Here is a 16,544-nt window from a genome sequence, read left to right on the forward strand (position 1 = left end):
CCACGACCTCGTCGAACTGGGCGGCCGCACGCTCGAAGATGTCGATGTGGCCGAGGGTCACCGGGTCGAACGATCCGGGACATACCGCGCCGCTCATGGTCGATGACCGTACAGGTCAGCGATTCAGCTGCGCCATCTCCAGGCGGGTGTCGCCGTATTTCCGTTCCGGCCACACCGCCCACCCGGCCGGCCAACGCAGCTGCGGGCGCGCTGCGGCGCGCTCCACCGCCGCGACGGTGCCGGGCCCGGCCCATCCCGTCGCGGTCAGAGCGGTGATAATGTCCTCGATCTCGACGGCGTCCACCTCATATGGCGGGTCGGCGAGCACCAGGTCGACGGGCCGGTCGCTGCACGCCGCCAGCGCGGCGGCGACCGCGGACCGGCGTAGGCTCGCCACCCCTTCGATGCCCAGCGCCGCGATGTTCTGTTCGATTACCGCCGCGGCTCGCTGATCGGACTCCACGAATATCGCCGACGCCGCGCCCCGTGACACCGCCTCCAGCCCGAGCGCCCCGGAGCCGGCGTACAAATCGAGCACCGCGGCACCGGTGAGGTCCATCCTGGCGGCCAGCACGTTGAACAGCGATTCGCGTACCCGGTCCGTGGTCGGGCGGGTGCCGCGCCGCGGCACCGCGATGCGCCGCCCGCCCAGCCTGCCGGCGATGATGCGGGTCAGCTGACCACCACCAGCAGGTCACCGCCCTCGACCTGCGCTGTCTGCGAAACCGCGACCCGGCTCACGGTGCCGGCCTTGGGCGCGGTGATGGCGGCCTCCATCTTCATCGCCTCGATGGTGGCGATGGTCTGCCCGGCGCTGACCTCGTCGCCGGACGCAACGGCGACGGTGACCACCCCGGCGAACGGCGCCGCGACATGGTCGGGGTTGGACCGGTCGGCCTTCTCCGCGACGGGCACGTCGCTGGCGATGCTGTGATCGCGCACCACCACCGGACGCAATTGCCCGTTGAGGATGCACATCACCGTGCGCATGCCCCGCTCGTCCGGGTCAGAGATCGCCTCCAGCCCGATCAGGAGCTCGACGCCACGCTCCAGCTTCACCCGATGTTCTTCGCCGCTCCGCAACCCGTAGAAGAACTGGTTGGCTGAAAGACTCGAAGTGTCGCCGTACAGATCGCGGTGGGCTTCGAATTCCTTTGTCGGACCCGGGAATAGCAGGCGATTCAGTTCGGCCTGGCGCTTGGGGCCGGCCAGCGCGAGCGCCGCCTCGTCATCCGCGGTGAGCTCTCGGGTGGGCTTCGCCGGCGACCGTCCGGCTAATGCTTTGGTGCGCAACGGCTCTGGCCAGCCGCCAGGCGGGTCACCCAACTCGCCGCGGAGGAATTCGATGACTGAATCGGGAATGTCGAATCGTGCTGGATCCGACGCGAATTCATCGGCGCTGACGCCGGCGCCGAGCAGCGCAAGGGCGAGGTCACCGACCACCTTCGACGAGGGCGTCACCTTCACCAGCCTGCCCAGCACCCGGTCGGCGGCGGCATAGTTCTCTTCGATCTCCTCGAAGCGATCGCCGAAGCCGAGAGCGATGGCCTGCTGCCGCAGATTCGACAACTGACCACCCGGGATCTCGTGGTGATAAACCCGTCCGGTCGGGGCAGGCAGCCCGGATGCTGCAACATCGAAGGGGGCGTACACCTTTCGCAGCGCTTCCCAGTACGGCTCGAGGTCGCAGACTGACGTCAACGACAGGCCGGTGTCGTACTCGGTGTGCGCGGCGGCGGCAACGATCGACGACAATGCGGGTTGGCTGGTGGTGCCCGCCAGCGGCGCGGCGGCCCCGTCGACGGCGCTGGCGCCGGCCTGCCAGGCGGACAGGTAGGTGGCCAGCTGACCGCCCGGGGTGTCGTGGGTGTGCACGTGCACCGGAAGGTCGAACCGGCCGCGCAGCGCGCCGATCAGTGCGGTGGCGGCCTGCGGCCGCAACAGCCCGGCCATGTCCTTGATCGCCAGCACGTGCGCGCCGGCATCGACGATCTGCTCGGCCAGCTTGAGGTAATAGTCCAGCGTGTACAGGTTCTCGCCTGGGTCGGACAGGTCACCCGTGTAGCTCATCGCGACTTCGGCTACCGCCGTGCCGGTTTCGCGCACCGCGTCGATCGCCGGCCGCATCGACTCGACATTGTTCAGCGCGTCGAAGATCCGGTAGATGTCGATCCCGGTGGCCGTCGCCTCGTCGATGAATGCCCTCGTGACACTCTCCGGATAAGGGGTGTAGCCGACGGTATTGCGGCCACGCAGCAGCATCTGCAGGCAGATGTTGGGTACCGCCTGGCGGATCGCCGCTAGCCGCTCCCACGGATCTTCCTTCAAGAACCGAAGCGCCACATCGTAAGTCGCCCCGCCCCAACACTCGATCGACAACAGCTGCGGAGTCATCCGCGCGATGTAGGGCGCGATCATCAGCAATCCGGTGGTGCGCAGCCGGGTCGCCAGCAGCGACTGATGCGCATCACGGAACGTCGTGTCGGTGACACCGACGGACTTGGATTCACGGAGCCATCGCGCGAAACCCTCCGGCCCCACCTCGGTCAGCAGCTGCTTGCTGCCACGGGGCGGCCACGCCTCGAGGTCGATCTCCGGCAGCTTGTCCTGGGGGTAGACCGTCGACGGCCGCGGACCGTGCGGCTGGTTCACCGTGACCTCGGCGAGGTAGTTGAGAATCTTGGTGCCGCGGTCGGCCGGCGTGCGGGCGGTCAGCAGGTACGGACGCTCGTCAATGAACGAGGTGTTGATCCGTCCGGCCCGAAAATCCGAGTCTCCGACAACCGCCTGCAGGAACGGGATGTTCGTCGACACGCCCCGGATCCGGAACTCGGCCAGTGCCCGGCGGGCGCGGGCGATCGCCGCGGAGAAATCCCGTCCGCGACAGGTGAGCTTGACCAGCATCGAGTCGAAGTGGGCGCTGATCTCGGCGCCGAGATGGGAGCCGCCGTCGAGCCGGATGCCTGCGCCGCCCGGTGTCCGGTAACCGGTGATGCGACCGGTGTCGGGCCGAAAACCATTGGCGGGATCCTCGGTGGTGATTCGGCACTGCAAAGCGGCCCCGTGCACCGCCAGCGTGTCCTGCCGCAGACCCATCTGCTCGAGCGTCTCCCCGTCGGCGATGCGCATCTGGCTGGCGACCAGATCGACGTCGGTGATCTCCTCGGTGACCGTGTGCTCGACCTGGATCCGCGGGTTCATTTCGATGAACACGGCCTGCCCGCGTTCGTCCAGAAGAAACTCGACGGTGCCGGCGTAGGAGTAGTTGATCTGGCGGGCGAACGCCACCGCGTTGTCGCAGATGGTCTGCCGCAGCTCGGCCGGCAGGTTCGGCGCGGGGGCCAGCTCGATGACTTTCTGGTGGCGGCGCTGCACACTGCAGTCGCGCTCGAAGAGGTGCATCACGTTGCCGTGGGTGTCGGCGAGGATCTGCACCTCGATGTGGCGCGGGTTGAGCACGGCCTGCTCCAGGTAGACCATCGGGTCGCCGAACGCCGACTCGGCCTCGCGACTGGCCGCCTCGATGGCTTCCGGCAGCGCCACGGGCTCGGTCACCCGGCGCATCCCGCGGCCGCCCCCGCCGGACACCGCCTTGACGAACAACGGGAATTGCATGGTTGCCGCGGCTTCCACCAATTCTTCGACCGACGCCGACGGCGCCGAGGACGTCAGCACCGGAAGGCCCGCCGCCCGGGCGGCCTCGATCGCGCGCGCCTTGTTGCCGGTCAGCTCGAGCACGTCGGCGGTGGGCCCGACGAAGGTGATGCCCGCCGCGGAGCAGGCGGCAGCCAGGTCCGGATTCTCCGAGAGGAATCCGTATCCCGGATAGACCGCGTCGGCGCCGGCGTGCTGCGCGACCCGGATGATCTCCTCGACCGACAGGTAGGCCCGGACGGGGTGGCCCTCCTCGCCGATCTGATACGACTCGTCGGCCTTGAGCCGGTGCAGCGAGTTGCGGTCCTCGTGTGGGTAGACCGCGACCGTCGCGATGCCCATCTCGTAGGCGGCGCGAAAGGCGCGGATCGCGATTTCCCCGCGGTTGGCAACCAGGATTTTGGAAATCACCCGCGTACCTTAACGCCGATGTGCTGCGGTCCGACTAGATAAGCGTCGACCAGTAGTCCCAGAACCGCACCAGGATCAGCAGAACCAGCGCGGTGAACCACAACGTGACCAACGACCACCGCCACTGATAGAGCACGCCGGCCACGCCGTTGTCGGGGGACGGTTGCAGCGCGATGGATGACACCACCACCAGCAGCGGAATGGTGACAGCCCAGACCACCATGCAATACGGGCACAGCGCGCCGATCCGGTACAGGCTCTGGAAGATCAGCCAATGCACGAACGCGGTGCCGAGCAATGTCCCGGTCGCCAGGCCCGCCCAGTACCAGCGGGGCAGCGCGACCTTGCCGATCGCCAGCACCCCGGTCACCACGACGACGGTGAAGGAGACGATGCCGATCAGCGGATTCGGGAAGCCGAAGGCTTCGGCCTGCGGGGTGACCATCACCGAGCCGCACGACAGCACCGGGTTGATGCTGCAGGACGGCACGTAGTCGGGGTTCTCCAGGATGCGCACCTTCTCCACGGCGAGCGTGGCCGCGGCGGCCAGCCCGAGCGCGCCGGCGATCAGCACCCACACCGCGCTGGCGGTCCGCACCGAGACGCCCGGCCGGCCCTCGGCCGTCGCGGGCGGCGCGGGACTGTCGGCGGTAACGGTCACGGTCCCACCGGGGCTGGCTCCGGGGCGGGCGGCGCCGGCATCAGACCCGGCACGTCACCGACGATCTCCTTGACCTTGGCCACCAGCTCGTCGGGCGTGCTGTATTTGTAGTCCTCGCCGTTGATGCGCACCGTCGGAGTCGAACTGATGTCGGTCGCCTGCGCCAGGCCCTTCACCATCTCGACGTACCGGCCCTTATTGATGCAGTCCGGCACGGAGCCGCCCGCCCCGGCCTGCCGCGCGATCTCGATCAGCTGCGCATCGGTCGGATATGTCGACGAGCGCTCGCCCGGCTGCTGGGCGTACAACGCGGCGTGGAAGCGCCGGAACGCGTCCTTGTTTTCGTCGGCCACGCAGTAGGCGGCACCGGCGGCCCGGGAGGAATAGTTCTTGGTCTGCGGCGAGTCCAGGATGGCCACCATGTAGTAGTCCGCGGCGATCGCTCCGGTGTCGATGAGCTTGCTCACCGTGGGCCCGAACTGCTGCTCGAACTGGCCGCAGTGTGGGCACAGGAAGTCCTCGTAGAGCGACAGCACGGCCTTGGGTTCGGTGCTGCCTTCCTTGGTGATGAGGTTGCTCGACGTCACCCGGACGGACTTGGCGTCGCCGGACGAGGGCTTCTTATCGCCGGACGCCACGATGACGTAGAACAACACAACGGCGATCACCACTACCGTCGCGGTCAGGCCGATCTGGATCGCCAGGTTGCGCCTGCGGTCTTGCGCCTTCAAGTCGTAGCGGGCGTTCTTCTTGGGTTTGGCCACGGGTCAAGGGTACCGGCGGCGTCTTGGGGCGCTGTCAGCCGCGGCTGAGATGTGCCCGCAAGGCCGACGCCATCTCGGCGATTGCCGTCGCGCTGCCGCCTCCGAGCGCAATGAAGTTGGCGAAGCCATGTATGAGCGAACCGAACTGGCGGGCGTCCACGGCATTGCCCGCCGCGCGCAAGGCATCGGCGTACTGATTGCCTTCGTCGCGGAGCGGATCGAAGCCTCCCGTCAGCACCAGCGCCGGCGGCAGGCCGGACAGATCATCGCTCAACAGCGGCGACACCCGCGGATCGGCCGGGTCGAGGCCGGAACCGCCCAGGTAGTTCTCGGTGAACCAGTCCATGTTGCGCTTGGTGAGCCAATATCCATCGGCGAAGAGGTTCCGCGACCGGGTGTCGTTGGCGTGGTTGGTGACCGGGTAGAGCAGCAGCTGCAGGGCCGGCAGCCGAACGCCCTCGTCACGGGCGCGTTGTGAGACCACGGCGGCGAGGTTGCCGCCGGCGCTGTCTCCCCCGACGGCCACGCGATGTGGGTCGGCGCCGAGTTCGGCGGCGTGCTCGAGGGCCCACCGATAGGCCGCGAAGGCGTCGTCGGCGGCGGCCGGCGCCTTGTGCTCGGGTGCCAGTCGATAGTCGACCGACAACACGTGCACTCCGGCGTCGCGGCAGATGAGCTGGCACAAGTTGTCGTGGGTGTCGATGCCGCCGATGACGAAGCCACCGCCGTGGTAAAAGACCAGCATCGGCGCCTCGGCCTCGTCCGGGCGGTAGTGGCGCGCGCGCATCTCCCCCGCCGGGCCCGGAATCGACAAATCGGTCTCCGCGACGTCGATATCCACATGGGGGAGCTCCGCGGCCAGAATGCTCGCCTGCCTCCGCGCGATCGCCACATTCTCGCTGGCCACCAGCTTGCCGACACCGGAGGCGTGCTCAGCGGTGAGCATCAGCTGCAGCACGGTGTCCAGGGTGTTGCCGTCCACGGTGACCGAGCGGCCACCCATGAACAGCCGCTTGAGGCGGTCGGGTATCCGCGGCATGGTGCGCAGTGTGACGCCGGCCGCGGCGTTCAGCACGGCGTCACGGGCACTGGGCTTCACCGTCGAGCCGGCAGGCGAGGTGGTCTGGGCTGGCAGACTTTGAGCCATGGCTCCTCCCTCAATAACCCTGAACGACGGTAATGCGATACCCCAGGTCGGGCTGGGCGTTTACCTGACGCCACCGGAGGCCACCGAACGGGCGGTGGCGACTGCGCTGGACGCCGGTTACCGGCATATCGACACGGCCGCAGCGTACGGCAACGAGGTGCAGACCGGCCGAGCGGTCGCCAACTCCGGGATTCCCCGTGACGACGTCTTCGTGGTCACCAAGCTGTGGAACGCCGACCAGGGATACGACGACACGCTGGCCGCGTTCGACGCCAGCCTTCGACGGCTCGGTGTCGACCGCCTCGACCTCTATCTCATCCACTGGCCGATGCCGGCGGGCAACACGTTCGTCGACACCTTCAAGGCCTTCGCCCACCTGCGCGACCAGGGCCTGATCTCCTCGATCGGGGTGAGCAACTTCGAGCCCGAGCACCTGCGGATTTTGATCGACGCAACCGGGATCGTGCCGACGGTCAACCAGGTGGAGCTGCATCCGCTGCTCCCGCAGCTCCAATTGCGCGAAATGCATGCTCAACTGGGCATTGCCACCGAGGCATGGAGCCCGCTGGGGCGGGGATCGCTGTTGGGGAACCCGGTCATCACCGAGGTTGCGAAGGCCGCGGGGAAAACCCCGGCGCAGGTACTGATTAGGTGGCATATCCAACTCGGTAATATCGTCATCCCCAAGTCGGTGACCCCCGAGCGGATTGTGAGTAACTTCGACGTGTTCGACTTCGAGCTGAGCGAGAACGACATGGGCGCGATTTCTGCGCTCGACGACGGAACGCGGCTGGGTCCCGATCCACGAAGCTTCAATTTCACAGGGTAGGTGACATGACGTCGGCGGCTGCGATTCCCACCGTCACTCTCAACGACGAACACACGATTCCGGTGATCGGTCTCGGCGTCGCGGATCTGTCGGACGACGAAACCGAACGGGCGGTATCGGCGGCGTTGGACGCCGGCTACCGGTTGATCGACACCGCCGCCGCGTACGGTAACGAGCCCGCCGTGGGTCGCGCCATCGCCGCCTCGGGCGTGCCGCGCTCCGAGTTGTTCGTCACCACCAAGCTGGCCACCGGTGATCAGGGTTTCCAGTCGTCTCAGGACGCCTGCAAGGCGAGCCTGGACCGGCTCGGCCTCGACTACGTGGATCTCTACCTCATTCATTGGCCCGCCGAAGAGCGCGGCGCGTACGTCGACAGCTGGGGCGGCATCATGAAGTCCTTCGGGGGCGGCCACGCCCGCTCGATCGGGGTGTCCAACTTCAGCGCCGAGCACCTGTCGATGATCATCGACCTGTCGTTCTTCGTTCCGGCGGTCAACCAGGTCGAGCTGCACCCGCGGCTCAATCAGGCCGAGCTGCGCGCCACCCACGGCGAACACGGCATCGTCACCGAGGCCTATAGCCCGTTGGGCATCGGCCAGCTGCTGGACAACCCGGCGGTCGCCTCGATCGCGCAAGCGCACGGCAAGTCACCCGCGCAGGTGTTGATCCGGTGGAGCATTCAGCTCGGCAACGTCGTCATCCCCCGCTCGTCGTCGCCGGACCGCATCAAGGAAAACCTCGACGTGTTCGACTTCGAGCTGACCGAGGACGAGATGACCACGCTGAACGGCCTGGACGACGGCACGCGGTTTCGGCCGAATCCCGATACCTATTCCGGCACCTAACCGCGACCCGGGCCACTCGACTTGACGATGCCAGGTAGGTAAGCGGTGGGCTCATGCGCGTAGTTCTGCGGATGTTGGCCGCCTGTTGCCGAGTTGCGCTGGCAGTCGGCTGAATCCGTACAAGTTGACCAGGTGCCGGCGTTGCGGGGGTGCGGTGAGGCGCAGATCGGGAAACGTTTCGAACAGTGCGCGCAAGGCGATGGCACCCTGTATTCGGGCCAGCGCAGCGCCCATGCAGGCGTGCACGCCGGAGCCGAAGGCCAGGTGCTCTCGTGCATTGGTCCGGGTGATATCGAAGCGGTGGGGGTCGGGGAATACGCGTGGGTCGCGGTTGGCGCCGCCGAGAAGCAGCGCGACCATGTCGCCGGCGGCGATGTGCTGTCCGGCGATTTCGACGTCGCAATCCGGTGTGCGTGCGGTCATCTGGACGGGGCTGTCGATCCGCAGGATCTCCTCGATGGCGGCGGGCCACAGGTCGGGGTCATCGCGCAACAGTGCCAGCTGCTCGGGGTGCTGCAGCAGCAGGACGATGCCGTTGCCGATCAGATTCACCGTGGTCTCAAAGCCCGCACCGATGATCAGCGCGGCGTTGGCGGTGAGTTCGCGGTCGGACAGGGTGCCATCGGCGGCCAGGCGGCTGAACGGATTGTCGCCGGGCTCAGCGGCGCACAGTTGGCGGAAGTGCTCGCGTAGGTAAACATCGACGTCGCGCATGCCGTCGATGGCGCGGCGGTAGGTCTTCCAGCCGATGCCGATGTCCAGCAGCGGGGCGCCGCTGTGACCCCACCCCAACATGCGCGGGTGGGTGTCGGCGGGAAGATCGAGGATCTCGGCGATGATTGCGACGGGCAGTTGGGCGGCGAAATCAGCGATCAGATCGGGTTGCGGTGTGGCAGCGATCCTGTCGATAAGTTCGTTGGTCACTTCGGCGACTCGGGTGCTGAGCGTGTCGATCGCGCGCGGGGTGAAGCTGTGAGCGACCAGTTGCCTGTAGCGGGTGTGATCGGGTGGATTCACAATGACCATGGCGGGCGGCTCCACTGGGTTGGCCACGCCGGGGTCGGTCCTTGAGATCAGCCTGCGCAGCGGTCGCGGCAAGTCCATGTCTGTCGGGGCTGTGACCCCGAATCTCTTGTCTCGCAGGATTTCTCGACAGACTTGAAGATCGACGCTCACCCACACAAACGGTGTGCGCACCACTGAACCGCGCACCCGGATCTCTTCCATCAGCGGATAGGGATCCTGGCCGCGTCCGTGATTGGCCATCAGCCGGGCCAACGGGTCGCCCTTCCACGCCTGAACCGCGAAGAACGCCCGAGGTACACCGTGCATTGCCGCCCACCGGGCCCAGAGGCCGACACGCATAATCGATCCCTCCCCCGCGAAGGCACACCGCTACAATGAGACGTGCGAGATAATGAGACACTCAATGTCTCTTGTGGTTCAATCGCTACGATACGGCCACCTCAACGAAGGAGCAAGGAATCCAGTGACGTCGACGCGGACGGCGGAATTCGTGCAGCGACTTACCGCTCCCGATCCTGCGGTTCTGGCTCAGATCGACCACCCGGACGAGATCACCACCCGGATCCTGAGCGCCACACTCGAGCAGGCCGAACTCATCGGAATCCGTCGCACCACCATGGAAGATGTCGCCCGCCGCAGCGGCGTCGGGCGTGCCACCCTCTACCGGCGCTTCCCCACCAAGACAGCGCTCATCGACGCCGTGGTCCTCGCCGAAGTGCGCCGCTACCTCGAGGGCAGCGCGCTGGCCCGCTCGCGCGCCACCACTCTCGAAGACCGCCTGGTCTACGGCACCGTCTTCACCGTGACGTTTCTGCGAGAGCATCAGCTGCTCAAGAAATTGCTCCGCACCGAGCCCGAAACGATCCTGCCAAGCCTGACCGTCGATGCCGGCGCCATCGTCGATTTCGCCACCGAGCACGCTGTTGTGCAGTTGCGGGCCGATCTCTACGGCGCGACGTCCACAACACCGGCCCAAGAGCGCCACCTGCGAACCGTCGCAGAACTACAGACCCGCCTGACGCTGTCCTTCATCGTCACCCGACACACCTGCATCAATCTGGCCACCATCGACGACACGCGTGCATATGTGCGCGACTACCTCCTGCCGATGATCACCGGGCCTACCCGATCCGCGACGTCGTCCGCTGGGCTGCGGAGTTGAGCCGAGCCGGCGGACTGACGGCCTTTCGGATCGAAGTGTAGGTTTTGGCTTTTGGCGTGAACATGGCAAATCAAGTCGCAAACTCGGTCGCGGCGGTTGCGGCGCGAATCTCGTCAGTCCTTGGCCCGCGGGTGATGCGGATCATCGCTCGGTTCAACAGATATGTGACGAACCCAATCCAGAAACTCTGGGCTCCTCGCTTGCGCTACATGGCCGTCATCGCCTAACCCGGCCGCCCTGCTGCGGCTTGCCGGCGTGGTGCTCGTCGAAGCCCACGACGAATGGCAGGTCGCCGACAATCGCTACCTCTCCGAGGCCACCCTGGCCTTGCTCAATCCCGGCGACCAACCCCAGCAGACGGTCGCAGCTCCCCCGGAGCTCACGGCATAGCGGAAAACCGCAGAGTCCTCAGGCGAAATACCCGCTTGAGTCACACGACCCCGCGGCGTGATTGGTTTCGTCGCTGAGAAGCGCGCGCTTTGATCGCAGCGGCCAGGGAGCGTTCCGCGCGCCGGCGCGTGTCGCCGAGACCCACCATCAAGTTGATCGCCATCGGGGCCATCACGTCTTGCAGTCCTTGGGAGTCGATGAGTCCGCTCATCGCCAGCAGCACGAATCCGTGGGTGGCACTCAAGATCTGGGTGGCCGCAGGGGTCGGCTCCTGCGGTCGGATCCGCCCGGCTTCGATGACCCGCTCGACCGCAGTGACCAGCACCGACAGTGCGTCGACTCCTTCGGCGAGATCCCAAGGCGTGGCCCCATCGGCTGAGAGCTTGTGGACTCCGCCAAGGTCGCTGAGACCAAACAGCAACCGGTACAGCTGCGGGTTTTGCATCGCGAACTCGCCGTAGGCCAGTCCGCCAGCGATGAGATCAGCCATCGGGTCGTCGGTGTGGGGCACCCCGCGAGTGTGCTCGGCGAAGCGCGCAAGCCCTTCACGCATCACCGCTTCGATCAGCGTGGGCATGCCCCCGAAGTGCGTGTACACCGCCATCGTGGACGCGCCGATCTCGCCCGCCAGTGTTCGCGCTTGGATCGCCGCCGGTCCGTCTCTCTCGAGCACGGCCAAAGCGGCGGCCACGAGGCGGTCTCGGGCGCTCAACGAGGTGTCGGTCGACGGCATCATTGACATGATGCTATAACAAGCGTTATGTTCCTGACTAGGAATAACAATTGTTATAGCAACGTAAGCGGGCCACCCGCCCCAATCACCCGGAGGACCGACATGGCTGCTAAAACGCCCGTATACCGACGGCTGATCGCCGGCGCCGGCGGCGCATCCTTGATATTGGCGCTCTTTCTGCCCTGGGCGGGCGTTGAGGGCATCAACCGCACCGGTTGGCAGTTCAACACAGTGGCCGCCGTGCTGTTCCTGGTCGCTGGCGTGTTCGGGATCGCCACGGCGATCACCGGCGGGCAATACGGCGTGGGCCGCCCTGATCTATCGCTTATCGCCGCAACCGACTTACTCAACACCACCTCAATGTTGCTGCTCGCCTGGCTGATTCCCTTTGACTTTCCCGAACACGCCACCCGTCAGCCCGGCGTCTTCGGCGCGCTGATCTCAGCAGCTGCAACCGCCTTCGCCGTCGCCGACTACCGCCCGCTGCGGGGAACGCCCTGGTTTCCACCCATCAAAACCAGCGAACCAACCCGCGCGAGTATCCCGGGATAGTTCATTCAATTCCACGAACCCTTTTGCACACTCGGCGCCACCACGGCATGGTTGAAACCCGCAGAGCCTCAGGTGAAACAGCGCTCGACTTACACCACTCCGCGGGGCGCAAACCTGGCGTGACTGGCCAATTCACACCGTCGCGCTGGGGCCGCTTCGACTTGACACAATCGACCGCGTGCTACGCGCAGGTTCCGAGACCCGATTGTCGCCACGTATGTGACCATCGGTCGTCTGAAGAATGTGTCGATCTGGAGGTGCCTTGAGAGTCGGTATCCAGTCGCAGCCCAGGCCTAACCACTAGGGCATGTCGCTGTCGCTTGGCGTAGCACGGGCACCGATGGTGCGTCGACTGGAAGTCCGTAGCCACGCAGCACCGCGATGAACTGCATCGCGTACTGGCAGTGGAAAGCAGCGTTGGGCGGCATCCAGTGCGCGGGCTCCTTATCGCCCTTGTCCTGATTGGCCTGGCCCTCTACCGCCAGCAGGTTGGCCGGGTCGTTGGCGAAACGTACGCGCATCTGGTCGGTCCAGTTCCGTGCACCCATGTCCCATGCGTACGCCAACGGCACGATGTGCTCGATTTGCACGGCCGCGCCGGTCTTCTCGCCGCGCATGAACGCGATGGTGTCGTTGGTGTACGGGTCGTGCAGTGTGCCGGTGGCTACCGCGTTGGGACACCGCTTGATCGACACATAGGTTTTGTCGACCAGATCCCGATCAAGGATGTCGTTGCGGGTGTCGCAGCCGTTATGCCCGCCGGGCGCATTGTTATCGTCGGCCCACGCGTCGCCGAACGCGGCCCTGCGGTAGTCGTAGCCGTGGATCCGCACTGGCACCTCCGCTACTGCCGACAGCACGTCGACACCCGGTGCGACGGTGGGAATGTCGGCCTGCGCGACGAACCATGCCGCGCGTTGATCCGCCGACGCCATCGCCTGGTAGGCCACCAGCACCGCAAGTGCGACCGCCGCGGCCAGCCAGACCAGACGTTTGCGGCTCATGCCTTGTCCAGGTACTCGACACGGTCGGTGTCACTGAATTGTGCTGCCAATACCCACATTCCGCGGTCTTCAGGATTCTCCTGGTAGCGTGACTCGCAGAACTCTCGCGCGGCCTCGATGACTTCTCGATGGTCGGACAGTGACAAGAACCGCAGTGTGATGGGTCGACCGGATTGACTGTGCCCCAACACGTCTCCCTCCCGGCGCTCTCGCAGATCCAGGTCGGCGAGTTCGAAACCATCCAGCGTGCCCGCTACCGCCTTCAACCGCTGTCCCGCTTTGGAACCCTCCGGCAGTCGAGTTGTCAGCAGGCACAGGCTGGCGTGTTCGCCGCGGCCGATGCGGCCGCGCAACTGATGCAGCTGGCTGACGCCGAACCGGTCGGCGTCCATCACCAACATCACTGTCGCGTTCGGCACGTCGACGCCCACCTCGATGACCGTCGTACAGATCAGAACATCGATCTGCCCGTCCCGGAACGCGGCCATCACCGCGTCCTTGTCGTCGGCCGGCAACCGCCCGTGCATCAAACCGAGCCGCAGACCCGACAGCGGTCCGTGCCGAAGATGCTCGAACAGCTCGACCACCGTGGTGGACGGCGGCCCGTCTCCCTTGCCACCCTCGTCCGACTCGTCGATGCGCGGCGCCACCACATAGGCCTGGCACCCGTCGCGAACCTCCTCGATGATCCGCTGCCAGGCACGGTTGAGCCACTGCGGTTTCTCCTTGACGAATATCGTGTTCGTCGCGATGGGCTGGCGACCCCGCGGCAGTTCGCGCAGTGTTGCCGTCTCAAGGTCGCCGAACACCGTCAGCGCTACCGTTCTCGGGATCGGAGTGGCCGTCATCACCAGCAGATGGGGCGTCACGCCTTCGGGAGCCTTGGCGCGCAGCCGATCTCGTTGTTCAACGCCGAATCGGTGCTGCTCGTCGACCACCACCATGCCAAGTCGCTTGAAGTCCACAGCATCCTGCAGCAGGGCGTGCGTGCCGATCACGATGCCCGCCTCACCGGACGCGACCTCGTCGCGCACCTGCCGTTTCTGTTGGGATGACATCGATCCGGTGAGCAGCGCCACGCGCGTCGCACCTTCCGCACCGCCCAGCTGACCGCCCATCGCCAGCGGACCCAGCACGTCGCGGATCGACCGGGCGTGTTGGGCGGCAAGGACTTCGGTGGGTGCCAGCAGCGCGCACTGATAGCCGGCGTCGATCAGCTGCAGCATGGCCAGCACCGAGACAATGGTCTTGCCCGAACCGACTTCGCCTTGCAGCATTCGGTTCATCGGACGGGTCGCGGTGATCTCGGTCGACAGCGTGTCGAGGACTTCGCGCTGGCCGCTTGTCAATTCGAAAGGCAGCCGGTCGGTCAGCGCGGCCATCAGACCGCCGGGGGTGCGCGGCGCGGCAGGACCGGTCTCGGACAGATCGCCGTACCGTCGAGCGACCAGAGCCCATTGCAGCCCCGCGGCCTCGTCGAATGTCAGCCGGTCACTGGCGCGCTCACGTTCGGCCGCGTTCTCGGCGAGGTGGATCGCCCGGAGCGCCTCGTCTTCGGATATAAGATTTCGCTGCCGCAGCACCGATTCCGGCAGCGGGTCCGCTATCGGGTCGAGTACGTCGAGGACTTGGCGCACACACGCGTAGAGGTCCCAGCTCTGCACCTTGGCGCTGGCCGGGTAGATCGGGAAGAAGTCGCGCTCGAATGCCGACAGCAGTTCATCATCCGTGCCGGCCTGCGATGCTTCAGCGATCTTGGCTAGCGACTTGGTACCCCTTCTGCGGCCCGTCGGGTCGAGGATCAAGAAGGCGGGATGCGTCAATTGCATTGTGCCCTTGTAGTAGCCGACCTCGCCCGACAGCATCACGCGTGTGCCCTGAACCAAACTCTTCTTCAGGAATCTGGCGTTGAAGAAGGTGGCGGTCACCTTGGGTCTGCGTTCCCCAAGGGTCACGACGAGGTATTCCCGCTTCGGTTTTCGGTTTGTCCAGCGAACGTCGGCCTTGGTGATCGTGTCGACGAAGGTGATGTGCTCGCCTTCCTCGGGGGGCTCACGGTCCTCGCCGAGCACGGTCATGCCCTCGCTGTACGTGCGCGGGTAATGCCGCAGCAGGTCGTTGACGGTGCGAATTCCGAAGTGTTTCTCGAGCTTCTGCGCCGAAGACTTGCCGATAACGTTGTCGAGCCGGTCGGTCAGCGTTGCCACAGCTACTCGACCCCGATCAGCAGCGCGTCGCCGCTGTGGCCGGTGTGGTAGGTCACCAGCTCGGCGCCCAGGTGCCGGCGATGCACGTGCTCCACCAGGGCCTCGCCAACGCTCGGATCAACGTCGGCGCCGCTGAGAACCGTGACGAGCTCTCCCCCCGCAACCAGCAGCAGGTCAATCAGGCCCGCGGCGGCGGCGGTGATGTCCGCCGCGACGATCAGCACCTCGTCGCCCGCGATGCCCAGCCCGTCGCCCGGTTGACAGGCCCCGGCCCAGGTCAACGCCTCCTGGGTGGCGACCCGCACCGAGCCGTGCCGGGCGCCCGCGGCGGCGCGGGCCATCGTGTAGCCGTCGTCGACGGCTTGCCGGTCGGCATCGTGCACCGCCAGCGCGGCCAGCCCCTGCACCATCGACCCGGCGGGTACCGGCACCACGTCGATGCCCCAGCCGATCGCGGCAGTGCAGCCGGCGACCAGTTCCTCGGCGGCGACATAACCGTTGGGCAACACCATGATCTGCGCGGCGCCCGTGTCGACCAGGCCTCGCAGCAGGTGCTTGGCAGTCACCGCGGAGGTCGGGTCCGGTCGCAGCACGTGGGCACCTTCGCCGGCGAACAGCTCGGCCGCCCCGTCACCGTCGACAACGGCGAGCACCGCACGTTCCCGGGTCCAGCCGCCGGGCGCGTGCGTGCCGATGGCCGCGGTGAGCGCGGTGATCTGGATCCGGCCCGGGGTACCGAACGGCAGCGCCGCCTCGACGGCGCCGCCGGCGTCATCGGAGTGCACGTGCACCGAGTAGTGGCCGGTGCCCTCCGAGGACGCCGCGATGGCAACCGAGTCGCCCAGCTCGTCGAGCCGTTGGCGCAGCTTTTCCACCCCGTCGGCTTCGCAGCCGCTCAGCAGATACATCACCTCGAACCGCGGTGGTGCGGGTGCGGCGGCGCTGATTTCAACCTCCGGCGGGGACGGCACGTACTCCTGGCGGGTCGGCGCGTGACCGGTGAGTGTGGCGGTGAGCGCGTCGAGCAGCACCAGCAGTCCGCGGCCGCCGGCGTCGACCACCCCGGCGGCGGCGAGCACGTCGAGCTGCTGGGTGGTCTTGTCGAGGGCGACCGCCGCCGCGTCGTCGGCGGCGATGACCGCACCGGCGAGGTCGGCGC

15 protein-coding genes and 1 pseudogene are annotated in these 16,544 nt (G+C 66.5%); 5 read left to right on the forward strand and 11 right to left on the reverse strand.

From position 1 onward, the window contains the following. The 6 genes from ACRDU5_RS09600 to ACRDU5_RS09625 form a co-directional block, all read right to left on the reverse strand. Positions 1-97 (reverse strand): adenylyltransferase/cytidyltransferase family protein (locus ACRDU5_RS09600; RefSeq protein WP_526614265.1); only part of this gene is annotated, 97 nt, incomplete at its 3' end. Positions 98-115: 18 nt separating this feature from the next. Then, complete coding sequence (gene rsmD / locus ACRDU5_RS09605) at positions 116-676, reverse strand: 16S rRNA (guanine(966)-N(2))-methyltransferase RsmD (protein ID WP_526614266.1); 561 nt, start codon at positions 674-676, stop codon at positions 116-118. Then, a complete protein-coding gene (locus tag ACRDU5_RS09610; RefSeq protein ID WP_526614251.1) occupies positions 673-4,065 on the reverse strand; it encodes a pyruvate carboxylase in 3,393 nt (1,130 codons plus the stop codon). Before ACRDU5_RS09610 ends, rsmD begins: the two co-directional genes overlap by 4 nt. A gap of 34 nt (positions 4,066-4,099) precedes the next feature. After that, positions 4,100-4,726, reverse strand: coding sequence for a vitamin K epoxide reductase family protein (locus ACRDU5_RS09615; protein ID WP_526614252.1), 627 nt, complete (start codon positions 4,724-4,726; stop codon positions 4,100-4,102). Next, on the reverse strand, positions 4,723-5,490 hold the full coding sequence (locus ACRDU5_RS09620; RefSeq protein WP_526614253.1) for a DsbA family protein: 768 nt from the start codon (positions 5,488-5,490) through the stop codon (positions 4,723-4,725). The genes ACRDU5_RS09615 and ACRDU5_RS09620 overlap by 4 nt, the downstream gene beginning before the upstream one ends. A 34-nt stretch (positions 5,491-5,524) precedes the next feature. Further along, positions 5,525-6,637, reverse strand: a complete 1,113-nt coding sequence (locus ACRDU5_RS09625; protein WP_526614254.1) for an alpha/beta hydrolase — start codon at positions 6,635-6,637, stop codon at positions 5,525-5,527. Here ACRDU5_RS09625 and ACRDU5_RS09630 point away from each other — a divergent pair. Next, positions 6,636-7,466, forward strand: coding sequence for an aldo/keto reductase (locus ACRDU5_RS09630; RefSeq protein WP_526614255.1), 831 nt, complete (start codon positions 6,636-6,638; stop codon positions 7,464-7,466). The genes ACRDU5_RS09625 and ACRDU5_RS09630 overlap by 2 nt on opposite strands. Positions 7,467-7,471: 5 nt before the next feature. Further along, positions 7,472-8,311 carry an aldo/keto reductase gene (locus tag ACRDU5_RS09635; protein WP_526614256.1) on the forward strand — a complete coding sequence of 280 codons (840 nt, stop codon included), beginning with the start codon at positions 7,472-7,474 and terminating at the stop codon, positions 8,309-8,311. Positions 8,312-8,362: 51 nt separating this feature from the next. Here the strand turns inward: ACRDU5_RS09635 and ACRDU5_RS09640 are convergent, their stop codons facing one another. Continuing rightward, entirely contained in the window at positions 8,363-9,676 is a 1,314-nt protein-coding gene (locus ACRDU5_RS09640; RefSeq protein WP_526614257.1) for a cytochrome P450, read from the reverse strand. Positions 9,677-9,800: 124 nt separating this feature from the next. Here ACRDU5_RS09640 and ACRDU5_RS09645 point away from each other — a divergent pair, with 124 nt between their 5' ends. Then, the gene (locus tag ACRDU5_RS09645) at positions 9,801-10,499 is read left to right on the forward strand and encodes a TetR/AcrR family transcriptional regulator (RefSeq protein WP_526614259.1); all 699 of its coding nucleotides are present in this window, start codon (positions 9,801-9,803) and stop codon (positions 10,497-10,499) included. Positions 10,500-10,721: 222 nt separating this feature from the next. Continuing rightward, positions 10,722-10,889, forward strand: a pseudogene (locus ACRDU5_RS09650) (IS256 family transposase); the annotation flags it as partial. Positions 10,890-10,929: 40 nt separating this feature from the next. On the opposite strand, the gene ACRDU5_RS09655 reads toward ACRDU5_RS09650, so the two are convergent. Further along, complete coding sequence (locus ACRDU5_RS09655; protein ID WP_526614260.1) at positions 10,930-11,622, reverse strand: TetR/AcrR family transcriptional regulator; 693 nt, start codon at positions 11,620-11,622, stop codon at positions 10,930-10,932. 102 nt (positions 11,623-11,724) lie between these two features. On the opposite strand from ACRDU5_RS09655, the gene ACRDU5_RS09660 reads away from it, so the two are divergent. Then, the gene (locus ACRDU5_RS09660; RefSeq protein ID WP_526614261.1) at positions 11,725-12,174 is read left to right on the forward strand and encodes a hypothetical protein; all 450 of its coding nucleotides are present in this window, start codon (positions 11,725-11,727) and stop codon (positions 12,172-12,174) included. Between the two features lie 293 nt (positions 12,175-12,467). Here the strand turns inward: ACRDU5_RS09660 and ACRDU5_RS09665 are convergent, their stop codons facing one another. From ACRDU5_RS09665 to ACRDU5_RS09675, 3 genes are all read right to left on the reverse strand, one after another. After that, on the reverse strand, positions 12,468-13,178 hold the full coding sequence (locus tag ACRDU5_RS09665; RefSeq protein WP_526614262.1) for a GmrSD restriction endonuclease domain-containing protein: 711 nt from the start codon (positions 13,176-13,178) through the stop codon (positions 12,468-12,470). Then, positions 13,175-15,385 (reverse strand): ATP-dependent DNA helicase RecG, encoded by a 2,211-nt coding sequence (gene recG / locus ACRDU5_RS09670; protein WP_526614263.1) that lies wholly within the window; start codon positions 15,383-15,385, stop codon positions 13,175-13,177. The genes ACRDU5_RS09665 and recG overlap by 4 nt, the downstream gene beginning before the upstream one ends. A gap of 2 nt (positions 15,386-15,387) precedes the next feature. Continuing rightward, positions 15,388-16,544, reverse strand: a 1,157-nt coding sequence (locus ACRDU5_RS09675) for a fatty acid kinase subunit FakA-related protein (protein WP_526614264.1), incomplete at its 5' end; no start/stop codon positions are given.

It is taken from the genome of Mycobacterium sp. (genome assembly GCF_050701515.1).
Taxonomy (GTDB): domain Bacteria; phylum Actinomycetota; class Actinomycetes; order Mycobacteriales; family Mycobacteriaceae; genus Mycobacterium.